The sequence below is a fragment of the Methylocella sp. genome (assembly GCA_037200525.1).
GTDB lineage: Bacteria > Pseudomonadota > Alphaproteobacteria > Rhizobiales > Beijerinckiaceae > Methylocapsa.
In genome coordinates, this window is sequence record JBBCGG010000001.1 from 1,073,214 (window position 1) to 1,089,472 (window position 16,259).

25 protein-coding genes are annotated in these 16,259 nt (G+C 57.5%); 19 read left to right on the forward strand and 6 right to left on the reverse strand.

Annotated features, from left to right (window positions below; translation table 11 throughout):
• Positions 1–107: 107 nt before the first annotated feature.
• Positions 108–380: a hypothetical protein gene (locus WDN46_05020; protein MEJ0092791.1), complete on the reverse strand. Its 273-nt coding sequence runs from the start codon at positions 378–380 to the stop codon at positions 108–110.
• 238 nt (positions 381–618) lie between these two features.
• Between WDN46_05020 and WDN46_05025 the strand changes: the two genes are divergently transcribed.
• Positions 619–1,461 (forward strand): DUF3800 domain-containing protein, encoded by an 843-nt coding sequence (locus WDN46_05025; GenBank protein MEJ0092792.1) that lies wholly within the window; start codon positions 619–621, stop codon positions 1,459–1,461.
• Positions 1,462–2,088: 627 nt separating this feature from the next.
• Here WDN46_05025 and WDN46_05030 read toward each other — a convergent pair.
• The 4 genes from WDN46_05030 to WDN46_05045 all read right to left on the reverse strand — a co-directional run bounded on the left by WDN46_05030 (position 2,089) and on the right by WDN46_05045 (position 3,766).
• Entirely contained in the window at positions 2,089–2,322 is a 234-nt protein-coding gene (locus WDN46_05030) for a hypothetical protein (protein MEJ0092793.1), read from the reverse strand.
• A 53-nt stretch (positions 2,323–2,375) separates the two neighbouring features.
• Positions 2,376–2,774: a type II toxin-antitoxin system HicB family antitoxin gene (locus tag WDN46_05035; GenBank protein ID MEJ0092794.1), complete on the reverse strand. Its 399-nt coding sequence runs from the start codon at positions 2,772–2,774 to the stop codon at positions 2,376–2,378.
• A gap of 9 nt (positions 2,775–2,783) precedes the next feature.
• Complete coding sequence (locus tag WDN46_05040) at positions 2,784–2,978, reverse strand: type II toxin-antitoxin system HicA family toxin (GenBank protein ID MEJ0092795.1); 195 nt, start codon at positions 2,976–2,978, stop codon at positions 2,784–2,786.
• A gap of 299 nt (positions 2,979–3,277) precedes the next feature.
• Positions 3,278–3,766, reverse strand: coding sequence for a hypothetical protein (locus tag WDN46_05045; GenBank protein ID MEJ0092796.1), 489 nt, complete (start codon positions 3,764–3,766; stop codon positions 3,278–3,280).
• Between the two features lie 357 nt (positions 3,767–4,123).
• Between WDN46_05045 and WDN46_05050 the strand changes: the two genes are divergently transcribed.
• Positions 4,124–4,324, forward strand: a complete 201-nt coding sequence (locus WDN46_05050) for a hypothetical protein (protein MEJ0092797.1) — start codon at positions 4,124–4,126, stop codon at positions 4,322–4,324.
• A gap of 61 nt (positions 4,325–4,385) precedes the next feature.
• Here the strand turns inward: WDN46_05050 and WDN46_05055 are convergent, their stop codons facing one another.
• Positions 4,386–4,526 (reverse strand): hypothetical protein, encoded by a 141-nt coding sequence (locus tag WDN46_05055; protein ID MEJ0092798.1) that lies wholly within the window; start codon positions 4,524–4,526, stop codon positions 4,386–4,388.
• Positions 4,527–4,843: 317 nt separating this feature from the next.
• Here WDN46_05055 and WDN46_05060 point away from each other — a divergent pair, with 317 nt between their 5' ends.
• From WDN46_05060 to WDN46_05140, 17 genes are all read left to right on the forward strand, one after another.
• Entirely contained in the window at positions 4,844–5,293 is a 450-nt protein-coding gene (locus WDN46_05060) for a hypothetical protein (GenBank protein MEJ0092799.1), read from the forward strand.
• Complete coding sequence (locus tag WDN46_05065; protein ID MEJ0092800.1) at positions 5,293–5,442, forward strand: hypothetical protein; 150 nt, start codon at positions 5,293–5,295, stop codon at positions 5,440–5,442. The genes WDN46_05060 and WDN46_05065 overlap by 1 nt, the downstream gene beginning before the upstream one ends.
• Positions 5,435–6,052, forward strand: a complete 618-nt coding sequence (locus WDN46_05070; GenBank protein MEJ0092801.1) for a DUF2312 domain-containing protein — start codon at positions 5,435–5,437, stop codon at positions 6,050–6,052. Before WDN46_05065 ends, WDN46_05070 begins: the two co-directional genes overlap by 8 nt.
• The gene (locus WDN46_05075) at positions 6,049–6,972 is read left to right on the forward strand and encodes an ATP-binding protein (protein MEJ0092802.1); all 924 of its coding nucleotides are present in this window, start codon (positions 6,049–6,051) and stop codon (positions 6,970–6,972) included. Before WDN46_05070 ends, WDN46_05075 begins: the two co-directional genes overlap by 4 nt.
• Positions 6,973–7,311: 339 nt before the next feature.
• Positions 7,312–7,746, forward strand: a complete 435-nt coding sequence (locus tag WDN46_05080) for a hypothetical protein (protein ID MEJ0092803.1) — start codon at positions 7,312–7,314, stop codon at positions 7,744–7,746.
• The gene (locus tag WDN46_05085; GenBank protein MEJ0092804.1) at positions 7,743–8,081 is read left to right on the forward strand and encodes a hypothetical protein; all 339 of its coding nucleotides are present in this window, start codon (positions 7,743–7,745) and stop codon (positions 8,079–8,081) included. Before WDN46_05080 ends, WDN46_05085 begins: the two co-directional genes overlap by 4 nt.
• Positions 8,078–8,647 carry a hypothetical protein gene (locus WDN46_05090; protein ID MEJ0092805.1) on the forward strand — a complete coding sequence of 190 codons (570 nt, stop codon included), beginning with the start codon at positions 8,078–8,080 and terminating at the stop codon, positions 8,645–8,647. The genes WDN46_05085 and WDN46_05090 overlap by 4 nt, the downstream gene beginning before the upstream one ends.
• A 10-nt stretch (positions 8,648–8,657) precedes the next feature.
• Positions 8,658–8,882 (forward strand): hypothetical protein, encoded by a 225-nt coding sequence (locus tag WDN46_05095; protein MEJ0092806.1) that lies wholly within the window; start codon positions 8,658–8,660, stop codon positions 8,880–8,882.
• The gene (locus WDN46_05100; protein ID MEJ0092807.1) at positions 8,879–9,973 is read left to right on the forward strand and encodes a DNA cytosine methyltransferase; all 1,095 of its coding nucleotides are present in this window, start codon (positions 8,879–8,881) and stop codon (positions 9,971–9,973) included. Before WDN46_05095 ends, WDN46_05100 begins: the two co-directional genes overlap by 4 nt.
• Positions 9,970–10,734 (forward strand): DNA cytosine methyltransferase, encoded by a 765-nt coding sequence (locus WDN46_05105; protein MEJ0092808.1) that lies wholly within the window; start codon positions 9,970–9,972, stop codon positions 10,732–10,734. Before WDN46_05100 ends, WDN46_05105 begins: the two co-directional genes overlap by 4 nt.
• A complete protein-coding gene (locus tag WDN46_05110; GenBank protein ID MEJ0092809.1) occupies positions 10,731–11,441 on the forward strand; it encodes a hypothetical protein in 711 nt (236 codons plus the stop codon). The genes WDN46_05105 and WDN46_05110 overlap by 4 nt, the downstream gene beginning before the upstream one ends.
• Positions 11,404–11,988, forward strand: a complete 585-nt coding sequence (locus tag WDN46_05115; GenBank protein ID MEJ0092810.1) for a hypothetical protein — start codon at positions 11,404–11,406, stop codon at positions 11,986–11,988. Before WDN46_05110 ends, WDN46_05115 begins: the two co-directional genes overlap by 38 nt.
• A gap of 31 nt (positions 11,989–12,019) precedes the next feature.
• Positions 12,020–12,223, forward strand: a complete 204-nt coding sequence (locus tag WDN46_05120) for a hypothetical protein (protein MEJ0092811.1) — start codon at positions 12,020–12,022, stop codon at positions 12,221–12,223.
• 11 nt (positions 12,224–12,234) lie between these two features.
• Entirely contained in the window at positions 12,235–12,804 is a 570-nt protein-coding gene (locus tag WDN46_05125; protein MEJ0092812.1) for a hypothetical protein, read from the forward strand.
• Positions 12,805–13,980: 1,176 nt separating this feature from the next.
• On the forward strand, positions 13,981–14,601 hold the full coding sequence (locus tag WDN46_05130) for a hypothetical protein (protein MEJ0092813.1): 621 nt from the start codon (positions 13,981–13,983) through the stop codon (positions 14,599–14,601).
• Positions 14,579–15,955, forward strand: coding sequence for a hypothetical protein (locus WDN46_05135; protein MEJ0092814.1), 1,377 nt, complete (start codon positions 14,579–14,581; stop codon positions 15,953–15,955). Before WDN46_05130 ends, WDN46_05135 begins: the two co-directional genes overlap by 23 nt.
• Positions 15,952–16,197 (forward strand): hypothetical protein, encoded by a 246-nt coding sequence (locus tag WDN46_05140; protein MEJ0092815.1) that lies wholly within the window; start codon positions 15,952–15,954, stop codon positions 16,195–16,197. The genes WDN46_05135 and WDN46_05140 overlap by 4 nt, the downstream gene beginning before the upstream one ends.
• The last annotated feature ends 62 nt before the right edge of the window (positions 16,198–16,259 follow it).

Consider the following 16,259-nt stretch of genomic DNA (forward strand, 5'->3'; position numbering starts at 1 on the left):
AGAGGATTTATCTCATGTGGAATAATTGGAAGCATCGGCTCGTGTTCGCCGTGGCCAAACTGCTCAACGTGCCGATCAAGATGAGAGATCCGATTAAGCTTGGATGCTCACAAGTTTGAGTTCAACCATGTTGCACAATCGCCAGAGAAGCCTTTCCAGGCGGCCTCTCTGCTGTAGGTAACGACCAGAAGCTGATCGTCGACATACATGTGCTGCCAAAGAAAATCGCGGAGAGCCACGGCGGTTAAATCAGTTTTAACGAGCCATGTGGAATCGAGACAATGCCAAGGGTTGTTAAATGTCTTCAGTGCATTTTCTAACTTTGTGTAAGTCTGGCCTTCTTTGGGATGAAGATCGTAACCGACAACGTAAATAGTCATGAAAACCTCCGCGCCGCAGGAATTGCGGCAGGCAAAAGCTATGCAATTTCCTTGCTGCGCGGATGACGATGAAAAAGCCCGGCGCGAGGCCGGGCTAGGTTGCGATATAAGATAGGAAAGTGCTGCGTTAACGCAGATCGCGTCGCATGGTTCCGAAATCGCTATGGGCAGCTTTAGGGAATTATTCGCTCTGCCCTGATATGATTCGCGTTTCTCCCCTCTGGAACCGCGAGTCACAATGCCTCCTGCCGGTTACATCGCCTATATCGACGAAGCTGGCGATGACGGTCTTCGCACACTTAAGACAAAGACGCCCAATGGCGCCTCTGAATGGATGGTGCTCTCTGCCGTTCTAATCAAGGCAGAACGCGAAACGGACACGGTCCGTTGGGTGAAGGATATAATTACCAAAATCAATCAACACCAGATAACAAATATTCATTTTCAGAAGCTCAAAGACGACAAGCGCATGATTGCAAGTGAAGAGCTTGCAAAGCTTAATGTTCGCATTTTTTCTGTAATATCGCACAAACAAAATATGATCGGGTACAGGAACGCTCGAGCAGAACAGGCAAAAATCAACAAGACGACCTGGTTTTACTGCTGGCTATCTAGAATATTGCTGGAGCGTATTACCGTATACTGCGGGAATAGATCAAAAAAAGACTACGGACAGCCGAGGTTCGTGAAATTCGAATTTTCAGACAGGGGCGGGGTCAAAATTGAGGACATCCGCGATTATTATCGCTATCTACATTCACAGAGTCGGATTGGAAGCCTCTTCCATAGCGCGTTCGACCTCGATTGGTCAGTCTTCGAACATGACGAGTTGTATTCATATCCCAATAAAATGCGTGCAGGTCTTCAATTGGCAGATATTGCAGCGAGTGCTTTCTTCGCTGGCCTTGAGCGCGCGCCGGACGGAACCACAAGATCGGAATTCGCAAAACAGTTGCTCCCGAGAGTTTGTCGGAACCACCAACGTCGCGTGTTTGGATTTGGTGTAAAAGTCTGGTCGGTATGGCTTGACCAATTGCCCCCTGAGCAAAGATCCCTGATCGATTTCTACCGGTCCAAATAGTGCGGCGAGCCCCCGGACCCTCCTTGCGCTAGCGGTGCATAGTCCATCCCCTGGATAGACATCCATCTAGCTGCCACGTTGCCGCGACAAGGGCGCTCCGGCGTTGCTCGCCATCTCCTTTCTACGATATCGTCACAACAGAATCAAGTACTTTTCTTGCCGAATCAAACACTTACTAAGCCTTTGGCGGGAATCATTTTTTCGAGCTGGCTGCAGTGCTACCGCTGCGCCTCATCTTATCGCGCGGTGCAGGCCATGTGGGATGGGTCCAGCTTTCGGACCGTGTGCCGACATCTTGGCATTTGTAGCGCACTTTATGCGCGGCTTGATCATACGGTAACATTGCTGCTCCGATACTACTCACGCCTGGGTTAGGGAATATCGGGCTCTAACCTGGGTCAAAAAGTGCGGGGTTGCACCCGCCCGGGAGCCGGGCCGTTTCGCCACCCCCTTCTTGCTACCCGCAGAAGGCCCAACGATCGTGTCCCGGTAGTGATAACTGCCCCCGCCGCTGTTGGCTCAGCGAGCGGGGGTTCCTTTTCAAAAGCCAGGGACGGGATCGCCTAACGGGCGAGTGGCCTGGCGCGCTCACCGCCGCGCTGGCCCCGACAGCTCGTGTAGCCGCGGTCAATGTTTGCGGGATGAGTTTATTTCAGCGGAATCGGCCTGTTCAAGTAGGACGCGAGCAATGCGCCGAGCTTCGTCCGGCGCGACGTGGATGGCGATGGCCAGCCCTTCTTTGAGCCCAAATTCTTCGGCGGCGAAAAAAAACCGTATCGCGACCTGGCCGTCTGGAGCGGCCACAAATTCCGTACCCACTGGTTCCAATTTGATGCAATTGCCGATAGCAGGCTTAGTCAATTACCCAATCCCCGTTCCTTTAATTTGTCGGTATCTCGCCAACGCCGCGATCGCTACCGCTGCGCTTCAATCTTGTCCCTGGCGGCGCTCGCCATAAATTTGGACCGGCTGAGCTTCCGCCTCGCCGCTTCCTGGTCGATCGTCTCAAGCAAACCCGCGTCGATCATCAGATTGACCTTCACGAGGCGTCCGCTCTCGAGAAGCAGTGGAATTAGAACGGGCATTCCGCCCTGCGTGAGCCCGATTGACGTAAGGACGTCGCCAACGGACCTAGCCGTAGGGATCTCGAAAGATCCGTTCGCCTTATGCGCCATGACGTCGCGAAGCGCGCTGGTGACGCTGGCGATGGCTTCGTCGGGGGTATTGCCGGCGCCGACGCAGCCGGGGACGTCTGGGATGCGGACACCCCAATTATTGCCGCTTCCGTCCAGAATCCCAACATAATGAGCCATGGAAGTCTCCTAAATCCACTCCGCTGCTTCGGCAATGGATTGCGCCGCGCCAATTGTAAGTTCTTTCCTCCGCGGGACAACGATCATCACGCCGGGGAAATCCCCGTTCACGAATCGATAGTGGCCGGCGACCGCAATATTGATCCAGCCCTCCCGTTCCAGGCGCGCGATGATCCTGCGCACGTTGGTCTCGAGCCCTAGCATGGCGCACCCTTTAGTTTGCTGCCCGTGCACGTAGGCAACGACAGGCACTGGTGTGTAACCCTGATGCGCAGTAATGAATAGTTTGTAGGCGCAATTGTTTAGTTTTCGGACCTAGTCACATTTTGGCCTAAAAGTCACTTCGTTAATCAACCCATAGGAGATCTTATGAGATCGAATATCAATTATCACGTATACGTCGTGCATCCTGAATTTTCGTCTGCATTTCGAGCAGGCTACATCTATGAATACGCTGTTCGTGAGAGAGTTTACGATGAAAGATCTTTCCATCGATTATTTTATTAATGTAATGACGACAAAACTGAACGAACTGCATCCTCAATTGTGTTGCGATCTATGCGTTTCATGTCAGTTTCTACAGTGCGAAAAGGCGGGTTTATTGCGATTTCGGCAACGGTTTCTGAAAGCAAGTAAAGATTCGGCCGCGCCTCTCGGGGTATTAGAAATTGAAGCGATATCTCTAACGCCGCAACCATCGCTTCTCGATCCAGCCCTGCATTAGTGCTAGCCGGCGACCGTCCGTTGGTTGCCTTTCCGCCCCTTTCGCCAGCGGCGAGTGCATCTAGGAGATCAGCCGCTGTCCAATCGAGGGCCGATGCCAATTGAGGCAATTTATCGAGCCCGACCGACTTTTTCTTTTGAATTAAAAGATCGTTGATAAAGCCTCGTTCCAACGGTTTCGGCTCTGCCGCCCTCGCTGCCTCGAAAGGATTACGATTCAATTCCTTGAGCCTTGCGGCAACAACCGTTCTAAGCGCTTCCATCGTCATATTGGAATAATCCAACAAAAAAGACTTTCGCGCGATTTGGAAGTTTCCCATTGACAGCGTGGGATATTTCCAAATATTTTAGCGTATGGAAACTGAACTCACCGAAAATCTGCTCGGACTTGTTCGAGTATATTGCATGGAAACCGGCCTCGCGAGATCGACGATCGGGATGCGCGTAGCGCGCGACGCTCGGTTCTTTGACCGTCTTGCGAATGGCAAGGGGTTCACTGTCAAAACCTACGACGCGGTGGTTCGCTGGTTTTCTGCCAACTGGCCGGCTAAGGCCGAATGGCCGTGCGACGTCTTGCGACCGCATCCAGTCGCTACTGTCCCTCCGTCTGAATTGGCGAGCGCGCCATGACCCTCGCGCTCGATCTCCGTCAACCCATAGCCGACATCCGCAATAGGGCATCCGTCCTACCGCGACACGTCCTTATGCCGGTCGAGGATAGCGTCGAGATCCTGCTCAACGTGCTTTTCATCGGGATCATCCTTGCGGCGTGTCCGCTGCGCGCGGCCTACCGCTGGTCGAAGCGGGCAGCGAGGCTCCGCGCATGAAGCCGCGTCTTTCCCCCGATCACCCGCTGGCTTGGCGCTTCGACGCCGCCGGCCCTTTCTTTCAAACGCCCTCGCGAAGCAAAGGCTGCAGAACATGATCTCCAGTTTGATTGGATTTCTCCTGCTTGTCGGGCTCTGCGCCATCGTGCTCTGGCCGCCCCGTCAGTCTCCGCCCATCGGCTCCGTCAACGACGACGTCCATTCCGAGTGAGGCTGACACCCTTTCGAATGAGAGGTTCGCTTCCTTCAGCGCCTCTGAGAGATTTTGAATAGAGGCGCCCAGTTCATTGTTTTCTCTCCTCGGAAAAAGGAGAGAGCGAAGCTTCGATACGACCGTAAGCGTTTCAGCGCCTAAGGTCGTGAAATCTGGTTTGCCGGCCAGATCCGAGTTCACCTGTGTGCGTACGTAAACCAAAGGAAACTCCTTTCGCTTCATGGAGTGAAGCACAAGGAGTTTCCAACGTGGCGGAAAAGTCTTCCAACGAAACGGAAAGTTCTTCCGGCGACGGAGTAAGAGTCGTGAACGATATTTGTACCGAGATGCAGGATGGCATCGTGCTCCTTGCGGGCGAGCGCTCAGCGTTCGACACGAAGGAATCATGGATCGCCAATGCGGGTCGGATCGCAGGCGTCAGCTATCGGACGGCCAAAACGTTCTTCTACAAGGAGAGCGAAAATCCGAACAGCAAGTCTGTCGATAAAGTTCGCGCCGTGGTCGCCAAACTGAAACATGACGAAGATGCGCGGGAGGCCGCGCGCATTCAGCAGATTAAGGAAGCGACCCTTGAACCTACAGTTTTGGAATTACGTGCTGCGCTCACCGCCCTTACCGCGCGCGTGGAGACGATCGGCGCTCGGATTGATCATGCGACGCCTGAAGCGGTCGGCCCTGGCACATATCAGGAAGGGCAGCCAGCGAGCCGACCAAGCCGAGATGATCGAGACGATTATCCAGACGGAGGCCAGTGATGCCGAATGCTGAGCGTCTGCGCGCGAGCGCCCCATTTCATTACGCCCGGAATGTCTCCGGCGCGGTGATCTCCTGCTGCGTCGTTTTTCTCATGACTCTGCTCGGAGCTGTTGCTCCGTGGCTGATCGAGGAATTCTGCCATGAGTGAAGGTCGCAATAGCTCTGGATTATTGCGCTCGCTGGTCGATCGGATCGTCCGTCTCGAAGAAGAGAAGAAGGAAATCGCCGCCGACATCAAAGAGGTGAAGGCGCAAGCCAAGTCGGAAGGCTTCGACGTCAAGGTTATCACGCAAATGGTGCGGGAAGCTTTGATGGATGAAAGCGCCCGGGCCACGCAGCGCGAGTTTGAGGAGCTCTGCGAGGTCTATCGCGCGTCCCTCGGAATGCTGGACGGGACCCCGCTAGGCGACTCCGCGCGGAAGCGCATCGCGAAACCGCCGAAGCCAGCGGAGCCTGCCGGCGCCGAGGATGAGAAAAAAGAGGCGCCTGCGGAAAGCGTTGCCGCCGACGAGGAGTCGGAAAAGGAGCCCGAGTTCCCCGCGGAGGATTTGGAGCAGGCGAAGCAACGCGGCCGTGATGACGCCGACGCCGGCAAAACTATTCTTGGCAACCCTTACCTGTCAACCGATCCGCGACGTCCGAAATGGGACGAAGGCTGGTGTGAGCGCAAGGGCTCTGACGGAATGGAGATTCCGGCGCATCTTCGGCGCAAGCCCAAGGCGGAGAAGGCAGACAATAAGAAAGTGCCTGCGCAATGAGCCGGGCTGCGTCTAAAGGAAATGCGGCGGTCGTCAAGCTCCGGCAGGCTCTTGGCGGGGTTGGCGAAGTGCGCGATCCTTCCGATGCCGAGGAGCCAATTCTCGCCTATCCGGTCCGAAAGGCGATCGCCGGTTGGCTCGTCGAGCTGAATAACGCTGAAGAGCTGGCGTCGGTCGGGATCAAGCCGCGTTCGACCGCTTTGCTCTTCGGGCCTCCCGGCTGCGGGAAAACCACGCTCGCGCATCATCTTTCCGCCCGGCTCGGCATTCCGCTGATCCTGATTGGCAGCGAAAACGTCTTTCAGAGTTCGTTGGGCGGCTCCGAGCAAGCTGTCGCTCGCATATTCGATGCTTTGGCCGCGGCGGACACGCCATGCGTTGTCTTCCTTGATGAGATCGATGCCATTGGGTCGAAGCGGAGCCCCGAAGGATCTGGGGGCGGCGGCGCCCGCACTGCGATGAACTCTACCTTGAACGTGCTTTTGAGACGGATCGAGGAATACCGCGGCGTGATGATTGGCGCGACCAATTTCGCTGACGGTCTCGATCCCGCGCTGTGGCGCCGGTTCGGAATGCAAATCGACGTGGCGCTCCCTGGCGGCGACGAGCGCTATGCAATCCTTCGTCGATATGCCGCACCTTTCGATTTCGGCGATGACGCTTTTGAAATCCTGACCGACCTTACCGACGGCGCGGCCCCGTCGCTGCTTCGGCAGATCATGGAAGGCGTTAAACGTCTTTTGATCGTCGGTGCGAAGATCGGCGTCCCGACAGACTCGCCGATTGACACCTTCCGCGCGGTGATCGCGCAGAACATGCCACACCCCGATTACACGCCCCCGGCGCTTTGGGCCGATCCCAAGTCAATATCGCATTTGGCTTCTATCCCGTGGCCGCCGGTTCGCGGGGACGCGGAGTGAGCGTCTCCATTTCGCCAGCGCAATATCGCGCGCTCGCCGCGCCGGCGAAGAGAGGTCGCTTCGGCGTCTCGCCGGTTGCCGAGCAACCGCAGACTTTGGCTATTTCCGCCGCGGCGTCGTCGATCGGGTCATAGAGGACATCAAATCTACGGGCACGGCGAAGGATACGGCGTATCGGCTGCGCAAGCGCGCCGCTGAGCTCTATTTCGGCATACGCGTGACGGAGGTGTTGAAGTGAGTGCTTCTGGGAACAAAGGGAAGGCAGGGACCATCGTCAACGACGAATTGGTCATTCAATTCGAAGAGGACGCGCTAACCTCATGGCGAATTGCCGGATAATTGGAGCCGATCAGACATAGGGCGCAGCTCTATGCGGCGGTTGTCCTTTTGCAGAAATATCCCCTTATCGGGCACTCTTATATGGGTGCGTTCCTTCAATTTGGAACGCCGCGCACCATTGCGGGACGCGCGCGCGAGTTTCGCCGATCCGCCTCTTTTGTCGAAAGCATTGGCCTCATGGTGGGCGCCTCGATCGGCGTCGCCTTGGCGCCGACGGTGCTTGCGTCCGAGCCGCCGCTCCCCACGATGGATGAAATCGCCGACCGCTATTTCCATAATCGCGGCCCGAGAGCGCGCCAAAATCTCACCGCTGAATTGCTTGGCGACCCGCTTCCGCACAGATCGGCGCTCTGCGCGATCCCTCCGTGTCAGGACGAGATCATCGCCTACAGAGTCCCCGGCCTACCAAGGATTAAATTTCTGGAGCGAACATGAGTCCGTTCGTCCCAACTTCGGCTGCGCTGGGCATTCTAAACGGGCCAATCGATAGTTTTGATCTGTCGTTGCAGAAAATCCGCTCGGATCGGGATCTTCTATCAGGCGAAATTAGATCTTTGCGGGAGCAGCTTGCTGAAGCGCATCGGAGCTTAGAGGCCAATCTCCATTCGACTAAGGAGATTTATGACGGCTCATTCGTGCGCACGATTGGCATGTGCCTGCCAGCTCGCGGCCGCGTTCTGTCAAGCATTGAAGATTTCGCTTGGGTCATTTTCGATGGCTGCGACGAGCCCCGCACATGGCCGCTTAAATATCTACGGAGCGCCGAATGAACATCGAAACAAATCAGCGCGAGCTGAAGGCGCATATTTGGGATCGTCACCCTGATGATTTTTACGTCGAACCTAGATGGTGCTCTGAACGCCTATTTCAGGTTGAGGAGTTCGAAGACTTCATTCTTGACCCAGCCTGCGGCCTAGGCCGCATCGTGTCATCGGCGATCGACGCTGGTTATGGGGCCTTCGGCCACGACAAGGTCAAGCGTTCCGACTTCTGCCTCGAGGTCCACGATTTCCTCACTTGGCAACCGGCCGGTCCCATATCGACGGTTGCCTCAAACCCGCCTTTCGGGATCACGAGAGAGTTTGCTGAAAAGGCTCTGAAGGTCGCGACGAACAAGGTCGCGCTACTCCTTCCCACGCTTTGGCTGCACGGAGATGAGCGTTCTCGCTGGCTGGCGAGCACGCCGCTAGCGAAGGTGCTGATCCTGACGCCACGCCCCAGCATGCCGCCTGGCCCGGTGATCGAGGCCGGGATCGCGCTCGGCTCGGCAAAAGCGACTTTGCCTGGTTCATTTGGGATCGCGGGCACACGAGCGCGCCAACGGTCGATTGGCTGAGGAAGAAGCCATGACCGATCCCGCCCGTACAGAGGCCCGCTATCATCTAAGCACGCTGGTTCTCGGCGAGGGAGCCTTGAAGCATGCCGGCGCAAAAGGCTGCGGCATGCGCGAGAGCGAGTACACACTGCTGATCGAGCGCTTTGCCGAGATGCGGGAATTCCTGACGGAAATTCGCCGGCGGCAGGACGCTCGCGTGGCTGCGGCGGGGAAGGGCGGGAGTTCAGAGGCATGAATGCTCCCTTTATCGAATTGCGGTGCGAGTTGATCATAGATTCATTCGCTGGCGGCGGCGGCGGGGCGAGCCTGGGTATCGAAATGGCCTGCGGCCGATCGCCGGACATCGCCATAAACCACGACGCGGAAGCGCTGGCGATGCACGCCATCAACCATCCGGCGACCCTGCACCTGCCGCATAATGTCTGGAAGGTCGATCCTTCCGAAGTTTGCCAACGCCGCCCGGTCGGTCTGCTTTGGGCGTCGCCGGACTGCAAGCACCATTCCAAAGCCAAGGGCGGCAAGCCTGTCAAACGCTCGATACGCGACTTGGCGTGGGTCGTGGTCCGCTGGGCAAAACAGGTGCGGCCGCGCGTCATCTTCGTCGAGAACGTCGAGGAGTTTCGCGATTGGGGCCCGCTCGGCGCCGACGACCGCCCGTGTCCTGATCGTAAGGGAAAGACCTTTGACGCTTGGCTCGCTGAGCTGCGGCGCCTCGGCTACAAGGTCGAGCACCGAGAGCTGCGCGCCTGCGACTACGGCGCGCCGACCATCCGGAAGCGCCTGTTCATCATCGCCAGGCGCGACGGTTTGCCAATAGTTTGGCCAAAGCCGACGCACGGCGTGAAGGATAACCCCGCCGTTAAGTCCGGTGAACTTTTGCCGTGGCGTGCCGCGGCCGACATTATTGATTGGTCGCTGCCATGCCACTCCATCTTCTTAAGCCGTGAGCAAGGACGCGCCGTCGGCGTCAACCGCCCTCTCGCGCCGAATACCATGGAGAGAATCGCCAAAGGCGTCCGTCGATATGTCATAGACGCCGCGTCGCCCTTTATCGTGCCGGTGACGCACGCGGGCGATTCCAGGGTTCACGGAATAGACGAGCCGCTTCGGACGGTTACCACGTCTCCTCGAGGAGAGCATGCCCTCGTGACGCCATTTGTGACGTCTATAGCCATGGCGAAAGCGGCGGTCGCAGGTCTTATCCTCTCGGGGATCCGCTCGGGACGCAGGCCGCTTCCAACTCGCACGCGCTTGTCACGCCGTTTGTCACCAAATTCAGACAAGGCACCGTCGGCGACGCGATTGAAGATCCTCTCGCGACCGTGACAGCGAATAGCTTCATTAAGCGCCCTGGCGGTGCCGCGCCGATAGGATTGGCGGCTGTTCATCTGTCCCGCCAGTTTAGCGCGTCGGTCGGATCTGAGGCAAATGCGCCAGTCGGAACAATTACGGCTGGCGGGGGCGGCAAAACCGCGCTCGTCGCCGCCTTCCTGGCTCAGCATAATGCGGGGCCGCGCCCGGGTGCGCCTGGGCGGGATGCTCACGAGCCGATATCGACGATTACCGCCGCGGGGTCGCAGCAAGCCGTCGTTTCTGCCGGAATGATCAGCCTCAAGGGATCTGACCGGCGCGACCGGCCTGTCGAGGAACCCGCGGCCACGATTTGTGCCGGCGGCACCCACGCGGCTGAAGTGCGCGCTTTCATGGTCAAATACTATGGCAGCGATCAGGATCCGCGCCTCGACGAGCCGTTGCACACAGCAACCACGAAGGCGCGCTTTGGCTTGGTGACCGTTACGATCAATGGCGAGCCCTATGTGATCGTCGACATTGGCACGCGGATGCTGGCGCCGCGCGAGCTATTTCGCGCGCAGGGGTTTCCCGATTCCTATATCATTGATTGCGGCGTCGTCGCCGGCGAACCTGTCACTTTGACCAAAACGGCGCAGGTTCGCATGTGTGGCAATAGCGTGTGCCCTGATGTTGCGCGCGCCCTGGTCGCCGCGAACTATCAGGACTTCGCGACCTTGCCGATTTCGAAGATGCGCCCACTACGTTCGGCACCGTTGCTCGAGGCGGCGGAATGAGTGTGATCGCCGATCTTGCTACTGCCGGCGTTGACCCCAATCTCATTGCGAAGGTGGCAATTGCATTGGCTGACGCTGAGCGCCGTGTAGGTGAAGCGGAAGGCCGTGCCGCAGAAGCTAAGGCTGCGATAGCGGATCGCAGGGAAAAGGACGCGGTTAGGAAAAGAAAGTCACGTGACGTCACAGGAAGTCACGTGACAGAGCGTGACGGTGCGGATGTCACGGGACAAGGTTCTTCCCCTGTCCCCTCCGATGGTTCCCCCAAAGATAATAATCAAACCCCCTCCTTACCTCCCCAAACCCCATCTCCAATTCCGTCCAGCGCGAGCGCGGAGCGCGAATTGTCGCTCGAGTTCGAACACGAGTTTTGGCTGGTCTATCCGAACAAGGTCGGCAAGCCGGTTGCCCTGAAGTCGTGGGTTAAGGCTCGGCGGATCGCTGATCTCGAAACGATCTTGGGTGGCCTGGGCGCCTACCTCGCCAAGACCGATGATCGGCCGTGGTGCAACCCAGCTACCTGGCTCAATCAGGAGCGGTGGAAAGATAGACCGGCTGCGGTTCCGCGCGCCGGACCGAAGATCCCGCCGCAGAATAATCGGAACGTCTACCTCGGCGTGGACAAGCAGAAACAGCTCATAGACGAAATTTTCGACAGGCGGGAAGCCGAATATGGACAACCCTCAATCGCAGGCCTCTTGGAACGCTGAACGCGAGATCACCAAGGCGATGATCGAGTTTTTCAAGCTGTTCCGCGCCGGGCGTCAAGCGCCCCAGGAGGAGCTAGAAACCGCGATGGCCTATGCGCGGGTATTGTGCAAATTGTGCAAATACCCGGTTCGCGCGGTGGCGGCCGCGTGCGAGTCGCTGGTGAAGCGCGGCGTGGAATTCGTGCCCAGCGCAGCCCAGATTGTCGCCGAGTGCGAACGACTGGGTGTGGTCTATCGATCCTTGCGTCCTGCTGAGTCGCCTAAGGCTCTCCCGGCGCCGGGAGCCACGCCGATCGATAAGGATCGCGGCAGGAAGCTGATGCAGGAGTTGGCGGCCAGTTTATCGGCGTCCGCTGATCCACGCGAATTCAAGCGTCGGCGGGCCGTTCCACTGAGCGACATAACCCCGCGCGAGGCCGAGGCGAACCTCGAGCGTCTGCGCGGTCAGCCGATGCCAGAGCTATCCGACAGGCTGCTAGCGAAGTTGGGCGTCAAGCGGCCGTCTGCCGAAACCGAAGATGAGCAATTGACGGAGGGGTCGAGATGACGCCGCCAGCGTCTCTTGGCGGGGTTACAGCATGACAGGCATCGTCGAACTCATGCCCCGCCTATCCACCGCCCATCTCATGGCCATGGAGCAGCGTCTCGTCACCCGCCAAGACGCCCATATCAACAATCAATGTCTGCGCTGGTCGCCCCGAGAAGAGGTGGCATTGATCCGCATCCGGTCTGAATTATTCCGGCGCGCCGCGGCTGATGAAGCCCAGCGGCAGCCATCATAGAGGCCAAATCCATGACCAAGAAACGCAAAAAGCAGCAGATCACGTTGCCAGGATTAAACTGCTCCGTGGAATTGGAGCCAGCCTCAATCCAAGATCCATTCGAACCGGCGAAGCAATTGACGGTAATGAAAAACATCCGCGTCCACCCGCTCGACAGCATGGTGGCGAGGAAAACAATCAACGCCCCTCAGAAAGAAGCCGGTGATCGCTTCCTCGAGCTGTTCGACCGCGCAGAGATCGGGGGCGCCCGCGCAATTGACTACAGCCAAGTCAAAGTTGACATCTCGTTCACGCATCGTGGCCTTCCCAAGGGCGTCGCCGAGGCGGTTCAGGAATTGAAGGAAATCCGCCAGCATCTCGGCGCCCGGTATTATGCGCTTCTCGTCAGCGTCATAGGCGATCGGATGGCTGTTTATGATTTGGCGCGCGCGCGGGATAAAGCCGATACGCCGGCAACCGCGACGCTGTCCTATTTCACCGCGGCTCTCCGGCTTGCGCTCGATGATCTGACGGAGCTTTGGGGCGTCGGTGTCGGGGCACCGGTCCCACGCCACCATCAGTTCGATTTGGAAAGGATTTAGGTATCCCGGCCGCGCCCGAATGGGACCACGCCTGACAAAACCCTTTCAGCATACGTCCTTAACTTTACCTCCCCAGGAGTTAACCGAAATGTGAATTTACGGCTACAAAAGTTAAGCAGATTATGAAGCTGGTTGTGACCGAATACTACCGGACAAACAGTCGGTCGGGGCCATCTCTCATTCATATTGTGACTATAGAGCAAAGGTTGTTTTCCGGAACCAAAACGCTTCAGCAGTGCTTAGGTTGGCCTGATCTCCAACTCTCAAGCCATATGAGGAATAGGCGAATAACCTCATATGGCTTTTTCACATTCCAGATAGACCCGCTTCTCAGGAGTTCTCCTGCGCTCCTGTAGACCTGACGCACCATGGTTTTTGAGAGCGGAAAGCCATCCCCTAAAAGCCAAACAAAACATCAGAAAACCTGATCGCCAAAAGCGAACAAAACCAACAGAAAAATCCTTAGCGAAGGTTGAGATAGAAGCGGTTAAGCCACAGCCCGATGGAGCATCCAATGATGCTTCCGATCAGGCAGCTAATGACGATGCGCAGAAGATGCTGCCGACCGTCCCGCGTCTCAGACTGCTGAGAGAACAGACCCCCAAGATGCATCAGGAATTCAGAAGGCATACCGCGGTAGCTTAAGCTTCGGAGAAACCATTCCGAGCGCTTGCATCGTGCGAAAAATTCGCCTGAGCCGCTCATGCCGCAGACTCCCTCCAAAAACTTGGACCACCCTCTCCGCCTGCTCTTAGAACCTGAAGATCCCTCTCGGAGACTCCATGGTCGGCAGCGTGAGTTTGGGTGTGGTTTTCCTGCCCTAGCGAAAAAGCCTAGTTTCGTTCTTATAAGAGCATAATTAGTAGACCCTCTGGCAAAAGACACCAGAACAAAAGAGACTCTTTAAAGAGAAAATAGAGGTTCTCTCACGCGCACGCGCAGATCCGTCCGGGCGCTACAGGCGCACACCTTCACGCGAGCCGGGAAAGCCCCTTTCACGTTCCCGGAGAGTCCGTGCCCAGCGGAACCAGAAGGGGGAACTGGCTCTGACGGGAATGTAGGCTGACAACGTCGCAAAGCTCTTGACTTGTTGGACCAAATCAGCGACAAATCTATATTGTACAAAATCACGCCCGGCCGCAAGGTTCGGGCGTTTTGCATTTTGAGGCTTCTTCCATGCCCGCTGAAAATCCAAAGCCAAAGAAGGCAGTGGATTGGGAAGCGATTGAGCGGGAATACCGCGCCGGGCAGCTTTCAGTATCTGAGATCGGCCGCCTCTACGGCGTCAGCCACACCGCCATCAACAAGAGAGCGAAGAAAGACGGTTGGCAGCGAGATCTAGCTGAACGAGTCAGGCGGGAGGTTTCAGCCCGGCTGGTTTCAGAAGGGGTTTCAGCAAGCAACGCACGTGAAACCATTGAGCTTGCCGCCGAGCGAGACATCCAATTGGTTCGCGAGCACCGGAAGGATATTGGAAACGGGCGTAAGCTGGTTGCAGCTCTTTTCGATGAATTGAAACAGGTCAGCGAAAATCGCGACGAGATTGAAGACCTGATCGAGGCGGACGCTGCGCACAGCGGTCCAAAGGGTGAGATCGATTTCAAGCGGCGCAATATGATGCTGCGTGCGGTCTCCCTCGGCGGCCGCGCGACGGCAGTTGCCAGCCTTTCCATTGCGATGCGGAACTTGGTCGGCCTTGAACGGCAAGCTTTCAATTTGCCAGATAAGGCTGATCCAGGGGACGGCGGCGGGTCGGTGGAATTCAAAACCATCTATGAAAGCCGTCCGCGAGATTGAGCGCCGCGTCCGTTGGTATCAGCGGCCTCTCCACGAATATCTAATCGGCGGCGGCAAGCGGGCCATAGAAATTGCTCATCGCCGCTGGGGAAAGGATGAGATCGCGCTCGCGGTGACTTGCGAATTGGCGCACCGGCGCGTGGCGTCCTATTGGCATTGCCTACCGGAATATGCCCAGGCCCGCAAGGCGCTTTGGACGGCGGTCAACCCGCACACCGGGAAAAGACGGATTGACGAAGCCTTCCCTCCCGAGGTGAGGGCATCGACGAATGACCAGGAAATGTTCATTCGGCTGAAAAACGGCTCGACCTGGCAGGTGATCGGGTCGGATCGCTATGACGGCCTTGTCGGCGCCGGCGTCGCAGGCGTCGTCTTCTCGGAATGGGCTTTGGCCAACCCGATCGCTTGGGCTTACATCCGGCCGATGCTGATCGAGAATAACGGCTGGGCCGCGTTCATCACGACGCCTCGTGGACGGAATCACGCCAAGTCCATGCTGGATATGGCGAGAAAGACGCCGGGCTGGTTCGCTGAAGTCTCGACGATAGAGGATACCGGCGCGCTGACACCGGCGCAGTTGGCAGAAAGCCGGGCCGAATACGTCGCGCTCTATGGCGAAGATCTCGGCAATAATCAATTCGAGCAGGAATATCTCTGCTCCTTCAATGCGGCGATCCTCGGCGCTTTCTATGCGCGTGAGATGGCGTCGGTTCGTGCTGAGGGCCGGATCCGCGATATCGGGGTTGTCGAAGGCCTCCCGGTTCATACGGCGTGGGATCTGGGCGTCAGGGACTCGACGGCAATCTGGGGGTTTCAGATTTTGCCGGGTGGTCTTCACATCCTCGATTATTACGCGGCCCATGGCGTCGGCGTTCAGCATTACTCCGATGTTCTGAAGCGCAAGCAGAAAGAATACGGCTGGACGCCTGGCAAGGACTTCGTCCCGCATGACGCCAAGGTAAAAGAGTGGGGCACGGACCGCACCCGCGTTGAGACCATGCTTGAACTCGGGCTGCGGCCGCACGTCGTGCCCCGCAGTTCGGACGCGGACGGTCATCAGGCGATCCGCTCGACACTGCCGAAATGCATCTTTCACCCCCGGACGGAAGATATGGGCATTGCGTGCCTTGAGAGCTATCGGCGGGAGTGGGACGACACGCTGAAGGCGTTCCGAGCGAGCGCGCTGCACGATTGGTCGTCGCACGGAGCTAAAGCGTTTCAGTATTTGTCGCAGGCCTGGCGCGTCGATATCCCGGAGCCGGTGAAAGATACGCGGTTTCAACCGTTGGAAGAAACCACGCTGGACGAGCTCTGGGAAGACCGGGGACGTCGGCATAGGAGTGGGCGGATATGACCGACGAGATGGACAATACCGGCCAATCTCGCGGCGGTTACGATTCCGATGGCGCGGCGCCCAGCGCAAAAGAGCGCGTTGAAGCAACCGGAGAGAAATTCACCAAAGAGAACGCCGAATACAAGAAGGGCAAGCCCTTTCACCGCTGCGGTCTCTGCGAATATTACCGCGCGCATAAATGCGATCTGGTCGCTGGGTACGTTGAGCCCATGATGGGCTGCAAATATTTCGAGAGAGATTGATGGCGATTGCCCCGCGCGGACCATGCAAGCGCATACGTCAGTTTGCGAATTCGGACGCGGAT